This window comes from Blautia hansenii DSM 20583, assembly GCF_002222595.2.
Lineage (GTDB): Bacteria > Bacillota > Clostridia > Lachnospirales > Lachnospiraceae > Blautia > Blautia hansenii.
The window spans coordinates 337,261-354,259 of record NZ_CP022413.2 but is presented as its reverse complement, the minus strand read 5'-3'; the positions used below and the strand labels follow the sequence as shown (position 1 = coordinate 354,259).

Genomic DNA, 16,999 nt, shown 5'->3' with positions numbered 1-16,999 from the left:
TTTTATCGGTCAAATTTTCTTTCTTTAATATACCACCACCGGAACGCCTTTTTCAATGTTATTAAAAATCTTCTCTGCGTTTTCGGGCGGTGTGTTGACGCATCCGTGAGAACCATTGTTGATATACTCATTTCCTCCAAAGGTGGTTCTCCAATCTGCATCATGGATACCTGTGTTGGCATAAAACGGCAGCCAGTAATCTACCGGTGCGCTGTAATCTTCCCCTTTCAGGGTTGCATTTCTTTCCTTATACATAATGGCGTAAACACCTGTGTGAGTGTCGTAGCCCTTGTTGTGATTTCCTGTAACCACCGGCGTATCTACCAGCAGCTGTCCGTCCTTAAAGAACCACATACGCTGTTCCTTTAAGCTGATTTCCACATAAGTATCGCCAATATCATTAGTATCTCTGCAATATCCCCGGTAAGTATATTCCGGCTCAATGGTCTGAGACTGTCCGCTTTTAATTGCATCAATAATCTTGGCTGTGGTATCATTAGGCGCAATTACCCAACCGTAATCGCCGCCTTTTACCGTAATGGTATTGCCTGTTGCAGTTGTAAACTGTCTGGATGAGCCAAAGGTATCATACTCATATTTCAGCTGCTGTACATACTCTTTTACCTTAGCTTTATCCAAATCCAGATTACCGGACTCATCTGTTACCAGCCAGTCTTTCATAATTTCTGCGTTGACAACCTCCTGACGGTCTGAAAAATCAATGGTAACGGTCACACCTAAAAATACATTTCCCTGTTCTGCCTGTTTTGCAAGATTTTCATCATCTGCAAATACAGACGGCTCAAGATAGCAGCCTTCCTTTTCAAAATCCACTTCAATTTCTCCGCCGTCAATGGCCTTTATTACTGCCTCTTTCACTTTTTCTTTATCAAGAGCTGTTCCCTGTACCTCAGGAACAACTTCATAACCGTTTGCGCCTACCTCCAGATGTGCATCAACAGGCTGTACTACGTTTTCCTCCTGAAAACAGGCTAATCCGTCAATCGCCGCATAAACTGCTTCTTTATTATATGGTGTTGTAGCTGACATGGTATAGTCCTTTTTATGTGCAAAGGATAAAAACCATGTGAAAGGACTTTGCTCCTTCTTAAGCTCCGCAATTTTGCCGTCATCTATGTATCTCATATCAATCTGAGAAGCGCTGATACTCTCTACCTTATCTCCTCGTTCCTTCAGCACCAGAATATAGCCTGCAATCTGGCTTTTCATGGATTTTTCTGCTTCTTCCACGGTTTTTCCCGAACAATCCATTCCGTTGATTTTTGAACCGGGATAAAAATGCTTGGAATAGTAAAATACACCTATGAAATATGCTCCCAGCAAAAGAACTGCATAACCAATTAAAACCCCTAACAGAATTTTCTTCATTTTCTTATATTTATTCTTCTTGGATTTTCTTTTTGCCATATCATTCACCCCTAACATAACTTTCTGTTGCGTTCCAGTATAACACAATTTTCCCAATTCACCAATTAAGAATTATTAACAATTTTATTACGCACAAAGAGGACACTGTTTCTGTTCAGCGTCCTCTCCCTTCTTCTTAAATTTATTTTTCGCTTAAAATTTTGTCAATACTTACCAGTTTTACACTGAGCACAAAAATTTCAGTTGCCAGCTTCAGCTCATCTACGGTTGGAAAACTTGGCGCAATACGAATATTGCTGTCTTTTGGGTCAATTCCGTAAGGATAAGTTGCACCTGCGTCTGTCATTTTCACACCTGCCTCAGCTGCCTTTGCTACAATGGCTTTTGCACAGCCTTCCATGGCATCAAAGGAAATAAAATAACCTCCTCTTGGATTTTGCCATGTTCCGATTTCTGCTCCGCTTAATTCTTTTTCCAATGTATCTTCTACGATTTCAAATTTCGGGCGAAGAATTTCGGCATGCTTCTTCATGTGCTTGTGCATGCCCACAATACCTCCGAAGAAGCGTACATGACGAAGCTGGTTAATCTTATCATGTCCGATAGTCTGTACAGACATGTGTTTTCTAAAGTCATTCAGATTTCGTTCAGATGCTGCTACTGCCGCAATACCGGAACCCGGAAAACTTACCTTTGAAGTTGAAACAAATTTATAAACCAAATCCGGATTTCCCGCTTTCTCGCACTGGTCTAAGATTTCCACAAGGAAGTCCTGTTTATCATCATATAAATGATGAATACAGTAAGCATTATCCCAGAAAATACGAAAATCTTCCGCAGCCGGTTTTAAATTGGCAAATCGCTTTACGGTTTCAGGAGAATAAGTAATTCCCTGAGGATTGGAATATTTTGGCACACACCAGATACCTTTAACAGCAGGATCTGTGCTGACAAGCTCTTCTACCATATCCATATCCGGTCCGGTAGGTGTCATAGGAACATTAATCATTTCAATACCAAAGTATTCTGTAATACGGAAATGTCTGTCATATCCCGGTACAGGACATAAAAATTTTACTTTATCCAGCTTGCACCATGGCGTACTTCCACATACCCCGTGTGTCATGGAGCGGGAAACTGTGTCAAACATAACATTTAAACTGGAATTTCCGAAAATCACAATATTTTCCGGTGATACCTCTGTCATTTCCCCCAGAAGGCGTCTTGCCTCAGGAATACCGTCTAAAAGCCCATAATTGCGGCAGTCTATTCCTGTTTCACATTTCAGTTTGTCTGTACTTTTTAATTCTTCCAGCATATCCATTGCCAGCTCCAGCTGCTGCTTGGACGGTTTCCCTCTGGACATATCCAGATTTAATCCTTTTGCCTTTACTTCTTCAAACTGTTTTTCTAAATCAGCCTTCATGGCCTGTAACTGCTCTTTACTAAGTTCTTTATACGGTGTCATGGCTTTCCTCCTGATGTTTTCTTTTTTATTTCTACATATTGTATGCCAATATATGACTTAGTGTCAAGTATTTCCTGCATTTTTCTTTGTTTCTGTGTGTTTTTACAGGTGTTCTTTGTTTTTATATGCAACTTCTCCTGTTTTTTCCTGCATTTTACTGTTTCTTCCTCATGCCTAAGACTCTGTTTGGAATAAGCAAAAGCTCATGAGCAACCAGCGGAATTGCAGAAATACCCAGAAGCAGACACCATTCCTGTAAGGAAAGACGGGCTGTTCCGAAAAGCTGCACAAAGTATGGTATCTCTGTTACCATTAACTGAAGTCCCAAGCCCAGAAAAAATGCTCCCAGCATAAAAGGATTTTCCAGATGCTTCATTCGAAACACGGATTTATCTCTGTCCCGCATGCCGATAGCATGAAAAAGCTGAGATACGCCCAATACTGTAAAGGCATAGGTCTGCCCTCCCAGATAAAAAGCGTACAGTGTAATTACCGCTATCAAAACGCCGTAGAAAACAGTAAAGCTCCAGCCTCCGTGTGCAAAAAGCCCTTCATGGGGATTTCGTGGCTTCTTCCTCATCAAAGCCTTTGCATCATTTTTATCAATGCCAAGCGCCAGCGCAGGAAGAGAGTCTGTAATTAAATTCACCCACAAAATATGACTTGCTTTTAAAGGCGTTGGAAGCTGAAATAACACAGCCGCAAACATGGTAATAATCTCACCAAAATTAGAGGACAGCAAAAACAAAATAGATTTCTTAATATTAACATAAATCCCTCTGCCCTCCTCCATCGCCTTTTCAATAGTAGAAAAATTATCATCGGACAGCACCATGTCTGCCGCATTCTTCGCTGCATCTGTGCCATTTTCACCCATAGCGATACCAATATCCGCCTTTTGCAGAGAAGGAGCATCGTTGACGCCGTCACCGGTCATCGCCACAATCTGTCCGTTATCCTGAAATCCTTTTACAATCCTCACTTTATGAGCCGGCGTTACCCTTGCAAAAACACGCAGGTTCTTCATTTTCTTTTGCAAGGCAGCTTCGCTCATCTCGTCCATTTCCTGTCCTGTAATGCACTGCTCCGGACAATCTGCAATTCCGATTTTCTTTGCAATGGAAAACGCCGTATCTTTGTAATCACCTGTAATCATTGCCACCTGTACACCGGCTCGTTTTAAGGCTTTCACAGAAGTTGCGGCTTCCTTTCTGGGCGGGTCTATCATTCCTGCCATGCCTGCAAAAACCAGCCCTTCCGTTAAAGCTTTTTCTGTTTTGCTTATTGCTCTTTCCTTATATGCAAGAGCTAAAATCCGCAGTCCCTCCTTTGCCATATCCTCCATGGCTCTGCGGATTTTCATCTTCTCCATGGATGTCATGGGTTTGATTTTTCCGTGATTTTCCACGTAAGTACATTGGTTTAAAATATAGTCACAAGCACCCTTTATATAGGCTGTCTCATGATTTCCGTCTTTATGTACGCTTACCATATATTTTTTTTCGGAATTAAAGGGAATTTCGAAGGTTCTTGGGTACTGCTGCTGCAATCTCTTTTCATCATATCCCATGTTTCTTCCTGTGTGCAAAAGCGCCAGCTCCGTGGCATCTCCGATTTCCTGCTTTCCCAGAATACTGTTGTTACATAGAAGAAATCCTTCCATAAGCTTAGGAAATTCTCTTTTTCTCACTGCGGACACGGGAAGTATTTTCTCATCCGCATAGATTTTCGTCACTGTCATCTTATTCTCGGTTAAGGTTCCTGTTTTATCAGAACACACTACACCCACGGAGCCTAAGGTTTCTACTGCCGGAAGTCTGCGGATAATGGCATTGATTTTTACCATTCTTGCCACACCAAGTGCAAGGACAATGGTAACTACCGCCGGAAGCCCCTCCGGAATAGCAGCCACCGCCAGAGAAATTGCCAGAAGCAGCATCTGCAACAGATTTCTGTGCTGTATCACTCCGATAAAAAACAGCCCCGCACATAACGCCACTGCCACAATGCTTAAAATCTTCCCTAAATCTCCCAGACGCTTTTGCAGAGGTGTCATTTCCTGCTTTGTGTCTTCAATCATTCCTGCGATTTTTCCAAGCTCTGTATCCATTCCTGTGGCAACCACAATACCCTCGCCGCTGCCCTTTCTGATTTCCGTGGACATATATGCCGTATTTTTTCTCTCTGCTACGGGAAGCCCCTTTTTCAATACCTCGCAGGATTTCATCACAGGCAAAGACTCCCCTGTAAGGGCAGACTCATTGGCGGCAAGCTCCTGTACTTCCAGAAGGCGTATGTCTGCCGGAACCTGATTACCTGCCTTTAGCTTTACCACGTCTCCTTTTACCAGCTTATCTGCCGCTATCCTTTGATAAATCCCGTCACGCTTTACAACAGCTGACGGCGCTGTCATTTTTTTCAGCGCTTCCAAAGCTTTTCTGGCTTTCCCTTCCTGTATGACCCCTACGGTGGTGTTCAAAGCAATAACCAGAAGAATAATACCGGTATCGCTGTATTCCCGCAGTAGCATGGAAATGGATGCTGCCAGAAAAAGAATGAAAATCATCGGGTCATTAATCTGATTTTGTATTCTGTCCCAAACGGTCTGTTCTTTGGCTTTTTTTAAAGTGTTGCTTCCGTCACGAAGCAGGCGGTTCTGTGCCTCTTTTTCGGTAAGACCGTTTTTCTCATCTGTATGGAAAGCCTCACAAAGCTCTTTGTGGGTTAAATTTTCATACATGACAGCACCTCCTGTATCTTAACTCAGTGTATGCTGTCCTAAGAAAATATATTATTGTCTTTTCTTGTTGCAGTTGCATTTCCGGCATAGTAAACTATTGGAAAAGCATTATATTTCTTATAATTCTAAGGGTTCAGCCCGTCTTATTTCTAATCTTTTCTATTCAAACAGAAATCTCAATGCTTTTATTCCCAAAACAGCAGAGAGGTTTCTTTATTAAAGGATGCCTCCTGCACGATTTTCATTCAAGGAAGTATTTATATGGTCAAAGGAAACAATGAAATTACTGTAAACCGCACGTTTAAATCCCGTATTTTTACTATGCTTTACAGGGATAAGAAGGAATTATTGAATTTATATAATGCTGTGACCGGAAAGCACTACGAAAATCCTGAAGAACTGGAAATCAACACCTTGGAAAATGCCATTTATATGTCTATGCAAAATGATGTATCTTTCCTCATTGACTCCAGACTTTCTCTTTACGAACATCAATCTACCTATAACCCGAATTTGCCGCTGAGATTTTTATTTTATGTAGCGGACATTTACTCAGCTTTAACAAAAGAAGCCCATTTAGACGGTACTCCCAAATTAGAGCTTGAAGCTGTTATGCTGAATATCAATCCGGGACATAACAAAGAACTTCTTTCTACGTGTAAGTCCCTGCACGATTACTCAGAATATCCAGCCAGAGTCAGACGATATTCAAAAGAAATGGAGATTGAAGATGCTTGGGAAGACGGTATTGAAGAAACCAGCACTTTAATTGCAAAGTTGGCGGAAAACGGAGATTTAGTCCAACTGGAAGAACTTGGGAAGACTCCGGATGGACTGAAAGCGCTTCTGAAAAAATATAATATTTCTCGTTAGTACAGTAAGGAGCTGTTCATTAAAACAGCAATCCGGAATATTTATACGTTTTAGCGAATTTGTCGAGCTCTCTTTGAGATTACAAGCTCAAGGGGAGCTCAGGCTAAGCGTAAAGTGTATAGATATTCTCGGGTATACGCTTAATGTAGCAACTCCTTCTGTCTATTTACAAAATAATACGCCACTGCTGTAACCACCAAAAATCCCGCCAGCAGATAATAAATCACTCTTATATTCCATACAGTAAGCATACCGCCTACCAGCAGAGATCCTATCATTCTGGTAATCAAAATCGTAAATCTTGATGCAGTAAAAGTTCTCCCTACCAGATTGGTCTCACTTTGTATCTGCACCGCTGTTTTAAATCCCAACGGGCAGAAAGTTGACGTCACTCCTACCAGCCCTGCACCTAAAAGATACATTCCTATATTTCCGGCAGTTCCTATTACCCCATAACTCATAGCCGCACTGAAAAGTCCCAGCAGAATAATGTTTTCCGGCTTTAATTTCTTAATAATTCCCAGAACAAAGCCTGATGCAAGCAACATTCCAATACCCTCTACTGTATTTCCAATTCCGTACCATGAAGACGACATTCCCAAGGTATCCTCAATCATGCTGATTTCAAGAGGTGATGCAATTCCGATACAAAGCATAAAAAAGTTCCAGAAAAGAACCGTACATAAAATTCTTTTATTCTTTATAATGGAAGCATATCCCTTCTTTTCCTCTTTCTGTTTCTCTATATTGCCCAATATACCTGACGGCAGCAATAAATATAAAAGTCCTGTTATTCCATACAATATAATATCAATTATCAGATTAGCCTGAATACTGAAATTGGTTGCAATGACAGACGCACAGACAGGTGCAAGAATAAGAGATGCCGAGTCCAAAAGATTGATAACCGAAGCTGCCTTAAATAAATTGCCTTTTGAAAAAAGGTTTGCCATAAGCGCCTGAGTAGTATTACTTTCAAACTCCAAAAGTAAGTTCATGAAGAACGTTGCCACATAAATAAAAACTATATTTGCTTCAAATAAAAGTAAAAAGAAAACTGCTGCCTTTGTCAGATTTGACAGAAACATAAGCATTTTCTGATTATGGGTGTCAATAAGCTTCCCTGTAAACAAAATAATCAATGCCGGAAGAAACTGAGATATAAAAAATCCCCCTATAACTGCTACAGATTTTGTTTGACTAAACAGATAAATGACAATTCCAATATCGTAAATATAACCTGCAAATCCCGACAAAAACTTTGCCAGTGACATCAGGAAAAGATTTGGTCTCATACTTTTTTCCTGCATATTCCCCTCCTTGATTTTCGTTATGAATAATCATATCATCTCGTCCTTTTCATTTCAATAAATTCCGCTGTTGCCTGCTCTTTCTCATTCTGTTATACTAGGTGTGAATTACCTTATATATATTAGGAAGGATTAAAATATGTGGATTGCAGATCAATGGAAAGATTATGAAATCATAGATACCTCAAAAGGAGAAAAATTAGAGAGATGGGGAAACTACCTTTTAGTACGTCCTGATCCTCAGGTTATCTGGGACACCCCAAAGACACACAAAGGTTGGAAACGTATGAATGGTCACTATCACAGAAGCAAAAAAGGCGGTGGAGAATGGGAATTTTTTGATTTGCCTGAGCAATGGACTATTCAATATAAAAGCCTGACTTTTAACTTAAAACCTTTCAGTTTTAAGCACACCGGACTTTTCCCTGAACAGGCAGCCAACTGGGACTGGTTTTCTGAAAAAATCAAAAACGCAGGTCGCCCTATTAAAGTTTTAAACCTGTTCGCTTACACAGGAGGTGCAACTTTAGCTGCTGCTGCCGCCGGCGCTGCCGTTACTCACGTAGACGCTTCAAAAGGAATGGTAGCATGGGCAAAGGAAAATGCAGTATCTTCCGGATTAAAAGATGCGCCTATTCGCTGGCTGGTGGATGACTGTGTAAAATTTGTAGAAAGAGAAATTCGCAGAGGTAACAAATATGACGCCATTATTATGGACCCACCTTCTTACGGCAGAGGTCCGAAAGGCGAAATCTGGAAAATCGAGGATGCCATTCATCCCCTGATTAAACTATGTACACAGATACTCTCTGATGAACCGCTGTTTTTCCTTGTAAATTCTTATACAACAGGACTTGCTCCTGCTGTACTTACCTATATGCTTGCAACAGAATTAAAGAAATTCAACGGTACCGTAGACTCACAGGAAATCGGTCTTCCTGTTACCCAGACAAATCTGGTACTTCCCTGCGGTGCTTCCGGACGCTGGGAGAGCAAAAAATAATGAAAAAGAAAATTTTAATTATTACCACCGGCGGCACACTTGCCTGTGTGCAAAATGAAAAAGGACTGGTTCCCGGGCTCTCCAGCAATGATATCTTATCTTATATTTCAGATATCACCAATTTATATGATGTAGATTTTTACGAACTTTTCCAGTTGGACAGTGCGAATATACAACCCTCCAATTGGCAGACTATGGCAGAAACCATTTATGAAAAATATACCTCTTATGATGGAATTGTTATTTTTCATGGTACAGATACTATGGCCTACACAGCTTCTGCCCTGTCTTTTATGCTTTTAAATATTCCAATCCCAGTGGTGATTACCGGCAGCCAGCTTTCTATTTTAAATCCTCTGGCAGATGCCGTAGAAAACTGCCGTTGTGCCATCCACATGGCAGGAAGTGGAATGCCTGGCATTTTCCTTGCCTTTAATCGCAAAGTCATTCTGGGAACAAGAGCTTCCAAGGTACGTACTACCAGTTTTCATGCTTTTGAAAGTATTAACTATCCTTATGTGGGCGAAATCAATTCCCGTGGATTGGACATTCAGCGTTCTTACATTCCCGGACCTACCGGAAGCTGTGTGCTGGAACGTCGTTTAGAGGAAAAAGTTTTCCTTATTAAATTGGTTCCCGGATTTGATGGAAAAATTTTCCAGTTTCTTTATGAACAGGGCTATCGTGGACTGATTATTGAAGCTTTTGGAATGGGTGGAATTCCTTCCCTGTCCTCTGAAGTTATGAATGATTTAAGAGATGTTATCCAAAAAGGAATGATTGTGGTTGTGAAAAGCCAGTGTCCTTATGAAGGAAGCAATCTTTCCCTCTATGAAACAGGAAAAGCTGCTCTGGAAGTGGGTGTCTTTGAAGCTTATGACATGAGCACAGAGGCAGTTGTTACAAAAGTTATGTGGATTTTAGGAAAACACTGGGAAAGAAAAAAGATTGAAGAAATGTTCTACAAAAATCTTGCAGGTGAAATCAATCTGACAAGCACAAAGGAGTAAAAAATTGATTGTTAAAAATATTATGATGTACTTAGTCGCTGTCAACATACTGGCATTTATCTGCTTTGGTGTTGACAAACAAAAAGCGAAAACGCATCAATGGAGAATATCAGAAAACACACTTTTAGGTATTGCAGTATGCGGCGGTTCTCTGGGAGCTATCTGTGGTATGCGCCTGTTCCGTCATAAAACGAAACATCCAAAATTTACCATAGGGCTTCCTGTTATACTGCTTTTGCAGGCAATTGCCGCCGTTGTAGCTTACACTGTTTTTTAATTTAGGGGAGGGTTATTTATGTATGGTTCTACATTAGGAAATATATTCCGTGTAAGTACTTGGGGAGAGTCCCACGGAAAAGGAATTGGTGTTATCATTGACGGGTGTCCTGCCGGTCTTCCTCTTAGTGAAGAAGATATTCAGGAATATCTTAATCGCAGAAAGCCGGGACAATCCCGTTATACAACTAAACGCCAGGAAGATGATGCTGTAGAAATTTTGTCCGGTGTATTTGAAGGAAAAACTACCGGTACACCGATTTCTTTGATGGTTCACAACAAAGACCAGCGTTCCAAAGATTACAGTGAAATCGCACAGTATTACCGTCCCGGTCATGCAGACTTAAATTATGATATCAAATATGGTTTTCGTGATTATCGCGGAGGTGGTCGTTCCTCAGGCAGAGAAACCATTGGCAGAGTTGCTGCCGGTGCTGTGGCTTCAAAGCTTTTAAAAGAGCTGGGAATTTCTGTCTGTGCCTATACCAGCGCCATAGGCCCTGTGACAATTAATCCAAATAACTTTAACAAAGAAGAAATTCAAAAAAATCCTCTTTACATGCCGGACGCTCAGGCAGCCGAAAAAGCACAGAATTACCTTGAGCAATGTATGAAGGAATGTAACTCTTCAGGAGGTATGGTAGAGTGTATCATAAGCGGTGTTCCTGCCGGAATTGGTGAGCCTGCTTTTGAAAAGCTGGATGCTGCTCTTGCAAAAGCAATTTTCTCGATTGGAGCTGTAAAAGGCTTTGAAATCGGAGATGGTATGAATGCCTCACGCTCCACAGGTTTGCAGAATAATGACGGCTATTGTATAGATGAAAACGGCTGCCGCCAAAAACACAGCAATCACTCCGGCGGTATTACAGGGGGAATGAGCGATGGCTGCGACATTGTATTTCGCGCTGCCTTTAAACCAACTCCTTCTATTGCAGCCCCACAAAAGACTGTAAATCGTCAGGGAGAAAATATTGAAATTGAAATTCACGGAAGACACGATCCGATTATTGTTCCAAGAGCCGTTGTGGTAGTAGAATCCATGGCAGCGCTGGTAATCTTAGATTTTATGTTGGCAAGTATGACTACTCGGTTGGACAAAATCAAAGAATTCTTTCAGAAATAATATTTAAGGCCTTCGCATTTTGTACTATATAATTTGCGAAGGTTTTCTTTAGAAATTCTTATATTTTTTTACACATCACTTTTTATATTTATATTTTAATATCTGTTACAGACAGAGGAACAGGAGAAAACATCATGGAAATGAACCATATTTTAATTGTAGAAGATGACAAGGATATTCGTGAAGGCGTTGCTATCTACCTGAAAAGTCAGAGCTATGAGGTTTTCATGGCTGCTGACGGAATAGAAGGGCTGGAGGTTTTGGAAAAGGAGGAAATTCATCTTGCCATTGTAGATATTATGATGCCTCGCATGGACGGTATTACCATGACCATCAAATTAAGAGAAAAACACGATTTCCCTGTAATTATGCTCTCTGCAAAATCTGAAGAAGTCGACAAAATCATGGGGCTGAATATCGGTGCAGATGATTACGTTACAAAACCGTTTACTCCTATGGAGCTTATGGCAAGGGTAAATTCTCAGATGCGCAGATATCGAAAATTTATGGAAAAGCTTCAGGCAAAGGAAAGCGAACGTACAGACACCATTTATACCATAGGCGGTCTGGAAGTCAATGAAAATACCTTTGAAGTGCGGGTAGATGATACACCTGTAAAAATGACACCTATGGAATTCAAAATTCTTCTGTTACTTATTAAAAATCCCGGAAGAGTATTCTCGGCTGACGAAATTTATGAACGTGTATGGAATGAACGGGCAATCAATACAGAAACCGTCATGGTTCACGTAAGAAATATTCGTGAGAAAATCGAGATTAATCCGAAGGAACCCAAATATTTAAAGGTGGTGTGGGGAGTTGGATACAAAATCGAAAAATTATCATAAAATAACTCTTATTATTATCGCTCTTGTAATACTCTTGCCTTCTCTGGCAATGATGGTTATAAGACCGCATTACATCAAGCAGCAAAGAGGTGCTGACGGATACAATTTTCCGTTTTCAGCATCTAACCTGCCGGATCTTCTGGTAGAAAGCAGCTATGTGCTTCACGCAGAGGAAATACAGGGTGAAAATCAGACAACAATGATGCCCTTTGACATCTTTTTCCCTTATGAAGACCATGGGGATGGGAATGTTGATGAAGATGATTATTCTTATGACGAGCCTTGGCAATGGGCTGCTGACGTAACAAATGATATGTACGACGACTGGTCTTCTCGTTTTACATTCCTTCGTCCTTATATTGAATACGAAGTTACAGATGCGCAAAGCAAAGAAATCATAGACAGCAACCGTGGTTCAGATAAAACAGAAAATTCTTTATCTGCCCTTTTATCTGATTACCAAAAAAATGGCGTCTTAGATGCAGATGATGACTATGCTTTTCTTGGTGCAATCGGCTATGGAGAAAACGGAAATATTAACTTTACCAGTTTCATTTCCCATGAACAGACAAACACCTCACAAGTTTTAAATAAAAGCGCAAAGTCCAACCCGGCTTCTAATTATGATGAAGATTATGGTTATAATAAAGAATTTCAAAAACCACAGAACCGGATTTACTATTTTGCCATGACAACAGAAAATTTAAAAGCGTTAAAAAGCGCAAATTCTAGTTTTATCCATCAAGTTAACTATTATACGGGAAATCACGAGGGTGATTTAGTTACTGTTCTGGCAACCCTGATGGGAATTGTAGCAATCGTTGCTTTGCTTCTTCCGTCTTTTAAATTTTTCACATGGAAAAAAGAGAAAATCTTTGCAGTTCCTTTTGAAATTGTATTTGCCGTGTCCTGTACGGTGATTGTTCTGGCGCTGGCTGTGGCATATAACTCCGATAATCTCAGTCAGCAAGCAATCTACAATGTATTGACCAGTATCGGTTCTCCTGAGCTTCTTGCCAATACTTTGCAATATTTATGGGGATTATTTGGTTGGATTGGCGTGTTTACTGTCTGCTACTGGACTGCCGGATGTGCCCGAAGAATTTTCGTTCTCGGACCGAAAACATATATAAAAGAAAGCGTTCTCGTTTATCGTATATATCCGTGGATGAAAAAACAAATAGAGAGAATAATTCAATCTCTCCTTCACGTTGACCTTCGCAGCGATACAAACAAAATTTTAATCAAAGTTATTTTAATCAACTTTATTATTTTAGGTTTCATCAGTTTATTCTGGTTCTGGGGAATTGGCGTATTGATTGTTTACTCTGTTGTATTATTCTTCCTGCTGAGAAAATATTTAAGAAAAATCCAAGATCAGTACCGGCTTCTCTTAGAGGCAACCAATGAACTGGCAAAAGGCAACTTAAACGGTACAATTCCGGAAGATTTAGGTATCTTTGAACCCTTCCGTGACGAAATCGGAAAAATTCAGACCGGATTTAAAAAAGCCGTAGATGAGGAAGTAAAGAGTACAAAAATGAAAACAGATTTAATTACCAATGTTTCTCATGACTTAAAAACTCCGCTTACTGCAATCATCACTTACGTTGACCTTTTGAAAAAAGAAGATTTATCAGAAGAAGACAGACGCAAATATACGGAAATACTGGATACAAAAGCAAACCGCTTAAAAATCTTAATTGAAGATTTATTTGAAGTCAGCAAGGCAACAAGCAAGACTGTCACCTTAAACATTATGGATGTGGATATTGTCAGTCTTATGCGTCAGGTGAAACTGGAGCTTCAAGATAAAATTGACGCAACAGACTTACTTTTCCGCTGGCAGCTTCCGGAAGAAAAGGTTATCCTGCCTCTGGATAGCCAAAGAACCTATCGTGTATTTGAAAACCTGATTGTAAACATTACAAAATACGCAATGCCTCGCACCAGAGTATATATTACTATGGAAAATACAGAAAATCATGTAAAAATCATTATGAAAAACATCTCTGCCACAGAGCTGAATTTCAATCCAAATGAGATTACAGAACGATTTGTACGAGGAGATGCGTCCAGAAATACAGAAGGAAGCGGGCTTGGTCTTGCCATTGCAAAAAGCTTTACAGAATTGCAGGGCGGACGGCTGGATATTTCCACAGACGCTGACCTGTTCACTGCTGAGATAACTTTTCTAAAACAATAGAAAGAGTTCTATTTGTAGAATTCTTTGCCTGCGGCGGATTGCTTCTATAATTATAACAATGCTCCGCCGCAGTGCAACCCTAAAAATCTTTAATTTAATCATTACTAGCAGTTGAAAAATCTTTCCTTCCGGCTTATAATAAAGAAAAAAGAACAACCGCCCACAAGGGGTTGACCTTTTAATCTATGGATTACCACCCAAGAGACTCGGCCAAAGTTCAACGGGTGGTTTTTCTATGCTTAAAACACTACTTACAAAACGTAAAAACGAATGTCAGTAATGCTAAAATAAACATTCCGAAAGCCATAAGGTCTTTAAAATCAAAATGTTTCATCAGCACCACCCCCATTCTATGTATCATAAAATGAAGGTCAGCCACCCTGCAACACGATTGTTCTTATACGATATTCTATCATTCTTTACATGAGTTTACAATTGGTTCTACAATATTTCTATCTGGCACATTTTCATTGCCTCTAAAGCATTCCTGTGACTTTCCGGTGATACCCCCGCACAACAATTCGCATCTACAAAAATCTCAGCTTCAGGAAGTGAAGATTTCAATATCATAGCATTGGAAATCACACAAATGTCTGTGCACAGTCCAACCAGCTCAATTCTTTCATACTGCCCTCTGGCGGCAATATGTGCCAGCTGTGTGCTTCCAAAAGAAGGTTTTTCCAAAATCATACAATCCTGTGTCAATTTCTGAAGCTTCGGAATAATTTCCCAGCCCTTACTTCCCTTGATACAGTGAGCAATCGGAAGCTTCTTTCCTTCCTGAGTTTCCGAATAATTTTCCTGATGCGTATCCATGGTAAAAATAATATCTTTTCCACATTCCTTAGCAGATTTTACCTTAGAAACCACATTTTCCACAATATTTTGAGCTTCCTTTGTGCCTAAAGCTCCATCTACAAAATCTGTCTGCATATCCACAACTACCAATAATTCTCTCATTGAAAAACCTCCTTAATATTTCTTCAAAATGCGTGCTTCATCTGCTCCGTAAAACAATTCGCTGATTTCTTCTGAATAAAACAATTCCAAATTATTCTCAAAGTCATTTGCCAAGGGATATTCTGAAATCTTATCTGCCGGCGCCCAAAATACCTCACCTTCCTCAGAGGACTGCAACGTTCCTGAAAAACAATTTGTTTTATAAAAGAATACCATGCAGCGCACACCCTCTTTAAACCATTCTTTTACTCCGCAGAGCTTTACATTCTTAATATCAAGGCCTGTCTCCTCTTTTATCTCCCGAATAACGGAAGGAACTAAGGCTTCTCCCTTTTCTACATGTCCACCGGGGAACGCAACTCCCGCCCAATTTTTCTTTCTTCTGTTCTGTAACAATACATTTCCATGATTGTCATAAATCATGCAGATATTCATAAGCTCTGTCATTTCATTGACGTACATTTCTTATCTTCCTCTCTTTGCGTTGGGATAAATCCTATCCATTCTCTCATCATCAAAACGCTCGTCCAAAATCTTTTCCAGATTATTTTTCGGAACAGGATTTTCTATTCTGTCATTATAGCGATAAAGGGCAAGAGCTGAAATCAACATATTGATTATCATAAATACAATCGCTGCCCACATAATAATTTTACCGCCTTTTTTCGGAAGCTTTTCAATCCATCCTGAGAAAACAGGATACAAAATTTTCAGCCATACCACTGCTGCAATTCCCCAGAAGAAACAAAATAACAAGTTAATACGTCCGCCCAAATTGAAAGGAATTTTGCTGTAATCCCAGAATACCGTTCCAAACACCAGCTCCGTAAACACACTGCAAATATATTCATAAGCGCCGCCTAAAACTGTTCCGTATAGGAAAATATAACGGTCGCTTTTATCTTTATACTTATACAAAAATGCAGTGAGGCAAGCACAGCCAAGTCCCCATACAATACTGAAAGGTCCGTATACCACACTGCTTCGGCTCATCCATCTTCCGGCTGTAATGCGACAAAAAATCGTCTCTGTAATATCTCCCAGAAATGCTCCGATAAAAAACAGTCCTACAATTTTATAAAAACAACAGCCCTCTGCAAAGACCTTCGACTCTTTCTTATGTTCCTCAGTCTCAATAATGCGTTCCTTCTCAATATTCGGATACGCCTTTTCCATTCTGTGCTGCACCTTCTTCGTCAGCACATTCCCGAAATTCTCTGTAACTCCCTGCACATAGTCTACAAACTTATGTGTCTTAATCGTATGCTTAATCTGAAGCACCGTTGTCACACAACAAATGGTATCGACCAGTAAAATAACTCCGAAAACAATCTCTAAAATCAATAATATCTGTCCGGGAATAAAGCTCATCAATTTTACCAGCAGCGGATTGATGAAACGCATACATATTACAGCGCTGACGCCAAAAAATATTAAGTGAATAAAATTCAAATATCCTTGAAACTGAAAACGTCTCTTGCTGTAATCCCACCATTTCCTGTTAAAAGCTTTTTCTAAAACAGCACCGGTCACTACAATAATGATAAATGCAATGACGCAGCCTCCCAAAAACAGGAAGAAAATCTTATTTGTCAGCTCAGGCAAAAAGATACAATAAGCAACTCCCATAATTCCGTAAATTGGACAAAGCGGAATATTTAGAAATCCCGTATTTACAAACCTTCTTCTGCGAAGGGCATTGGCAATGACACCTGCACACCATCCGATAAAGGAATAGATATAAAAAATCCAAAATAATTCACTCCACGTATAAACCATAAGCTCTCCTCTTT

The 16,999-nt window shown here is 40.0% G+C and carries 14 protein-coding genes; 7 read left to right on the top strand and 7 right to left on the bottom strand.

Translation table 11 applies throughout. The features are described from left to right. Window positions 1–24 precede the first annotated feature (24 nt). From CGC63_RS01730 to CGC63_RS01720, 3 genes are all read right to left on the bottom strand, one after another. Complete coding sequence (locus CGC63_RS01730; protein WP_242648435.1) at window positions 25–1,428, bottom strand: L,D-transpeptidase family protein; 1,404 nt, start codon at window positions 1,426–1,428, stop codon at window positions 25–27. A gap of 142 nt (window positions 1,429–1,570) precedes the next feature. Then, window positions 1,571–2,857 (bottom strand): aspartate aminotransferase type Ic, encoded by a 1,287-nt coding sequence (locus tag CGC63_RS01725; RefSeq protein ID WP_004221549.1) that lies wholly within the window; start codon window positions 2,855–2,857, stop codon window positions 1,571–1,573. A gap of 154 nt (window positions 2,858–3,011) precedes the next feature. Then, the gene (locus tag CGC63_RS01720) at window positions 3,012–5,597 is read right to left on the bottom strand and encodes a cation-translocating P-type ATPase (RefSeq protein ID WP_004221552.1); all 2,586 of its coding nucleotides are present in this window, start codon (window positions 5,595–5,597) and stop codon (window positions 3,012–3,014) included. 261 nt (window positions 5,598–5,858) lie between these two features. Between CGC63_RS01720 and CGC63_RS01715 the strand changes: the two genes are divergently transcribed. After that, complete coding sequence (locus CGC63_RS01715) at window positions 5,859–6,470, top strand: hypothetical protein (protein ID WP_004221556.1); 612 nt, start codon at window positions 5,859–5,861, stop codon at window positions 6,468–6,470. A gap of 140 nt (window positions 6,471–6,610) precedes the next feature. Here CGC63_RS01715 and CGC63_RS01710 read toward each other — a convergent pair whose 3' ends face one another. Beyond that, window positions 6,611–7,780 (bottom strand): MFS transporter, encoded by a 1,170-nt coding sequence (locus CGC63_RS01710; RefSeq protein WP_004221557.1) that lies wholly within the window; start codon window positions 7,778–7,780, stop codon window positions 6,611–6,613. 139 nt (window positions 7,781–7,919) lie between these two features. Between CGC63_RS01710 and CGC63_RS01705 the strand changes: the two genes are divergently transcribed. From CGC63_RS01705 to CGC63_RS01680, 6 genes are all read left to right on the top strand, one after another. Next, on the top strand, window positions 7,920–8,783 hold the full coding sequence (locus CGC63_RS01705; protein WP_004221560.1) for a class I SAM-dependent methyltransferase: 864 nt from the start codon (window positions 7,920–7,922) through the stop codon (window positions 8,781–8,783). Next, on the top strand, window positions 8,783–9,793 hold the full coding sequence (locus CGC63_RS01700; protein ID WP_004221562.1) for an asparaginase: 1,011 nt from the start codon (window positions 8,783–8,785) through the stop codon (window positions 9,791–9,793). The genes CGC63_RS01705 and CGC63_RS01700 overlap by 1 nt, the downstream gene beginning before the upstream one ends. 4 nt (window positions 9,794–9,797) lie before the next feature. Further along, entirely contained in the window at window positions 9,798–10,070 is a 273-nt protein-coding gene (locus tag CGC63_RS01695) for a DUF1294 domain-containing protein (protein ID WP_009247739.1), read from the top strand. Window positions 10,071–10,088: 18 nt separating this feature from the next. Then, on the top strand, window positions 10,089–11,192 hold the full coding sequence (gene aroC, locus CGC63_RS01690; RefSeq protein WP_004221565.1) for a chorismate synthase: 1,104 nt from the start codon (window positions 10,089–10,091) through the stop codon (window positions 11,190–11,192). Between the two features lie 134 nt (window positions 11,193–11,326). Beyond that, entirely contained in the window at window positions 11,327–12,040 is a 714-nt protein-coding gene (locus tag CGC63_RS01685) for a response regulator transcription factor (RefSeq protein WP_004221567.1), read from the top strand. Next, complete coding sequence (locus CGC63_RS01680; protein ID WP_004221570.1) at window positions 12,012–14,246, top strand: sensor histidine kinase; 2,235 nt, start codon at window positions 12,012–12,014, stop codon at window positions 14,244–14,246. Before CGC63_RS01685 ends, CGC63_RS01680 begins: the two co-directional genes overlap by 29 nt. 441 nt (window positions 14,247–14,687) lie before the next feature. Here the strand turns inward: CGC63_RS01680 and CGC63_RS01675 are convergent, their stop codons facing one another. The 3 genes from CGC63_RS01675 to CGC63_RS01665 are packed head-to-tail and all read right to left on the bottom strand — an operon-like array spanning window position 14,688 to window position 16,985. Continuing rightward, a complete protein-coding gene (locus CGC63_RS01675) occupies window positions 14,688–15,206 on the bottom strand; it encodes a cysteine hydrolase family protein (protein ID WP_004221575.1) in 519 nt (172 codons plus the stop codon). 12 nt (window positions 15,207–15,218) lie between these two features. After that, entirely contained in the window at window positions 15,219–15,668 is a 450-nt protein-coding gene (locus CGC63_RS01670; RefSeq protein WP_004221577.1) for an 8-oxo-dGTP diphosphatase, read from the bottom strand. A 3-nt stretch (window positions 15,669–15,671) separates the two neighbouring features. Then, the gene (locus CGC63_RS01665) at window positions 15,672–16,985 is read right to left on the bottom strand and encodes a putative ABC transporter permease (RefSeq protein ID WP_004221580.1); all 1,314 of its coding nucleotides are present in this window, start codon (window positions 16,983–16,985) and stop codon (window positions 15,672–15,674) included. Window positions 16,986–16,999: the final 14 nt, after the last annotated feature.

Coding starts and splice junctions, on each gene's coding strand:
- CGC63_RS01730 (WP_242648435.1), bottom strand. CDS start 1,428: ATGGCAAAAAGAAAATCCAAGAAGAATAAATATAAGAAAATGAAGAAA.
- CGC63_RS01685 (WP_004221567.1), top strand. CDS start 11,327: ATGGAAATGAACCATATTTTAATTGTAGAAGATGACAAGGATATTCGT.
- CGC63_RS01665 (WP_004221580.1), bottom strand. CDS start 16,985: ATGGTTTATACGTGGAGTGAATTATTTTGGATTTTTTATATCTATTCC.
- CGC63_RS01700 (WP_004221562.1), top strand. CDS start 8,783: ATGAAAAAGAAAATTTTAATTATTACCACCGGCGGCACACTTGCCTGT.
- CGC63_RS01675 (WP_004221575.1), bottom strand. CDS start 15,206: ATGAGAGAATTATTGGTAGTTGTGGATATGCAGACAGATTTTGTAGAT.
- CGC63_RS01720 (WP_004221552.1), bottom strand. CDS start 5,597: ATGTATGAAAATTTAACCCACAAAGAGCTTTGTGAGGCTTTCCATACA.
- CGC63_RS01725 (WP_004221549.1), bottom strand. CDS start 2,857: ATGACACCGTATAAAGAACTTAGTAAAGAGCAGTTACAGGCCATGAAG.
- CGC63_RS01705 (WP_004221560.1), top strand. CDS start 7,920: ATGTGGATTGCAGATCAATGGAAAGATTATGAAATCATAGATACCTCA.
- CGC63_RS01710 (WP_004221557.1), bottom strand. CDS start 7,780: ATGCAGGAAAAAAGTATGAGACCAAATCTTTTCCTGATGTCACTGGCA.
- aroC (WP_004221565.1), top strand. CDS start 10,089: ATGTATGGTTCTACATTAGGAAATATATTCCGTGTAAGTACTTGGGGA.
- CGC63_RS01715 (WP_004221556.1), top strand. CDS start 5,859: ATGGTCAAAGGAAACAATGAAATTACTGTAAACCGCACGTTTAAATCC.
- CGC63_RS01670 (WP_004221577.1), bottom strand. CDS start 15,668: ATGTACGTCAATGAAATGACAGAGCTTATGAATATCTGCATGATTTAT.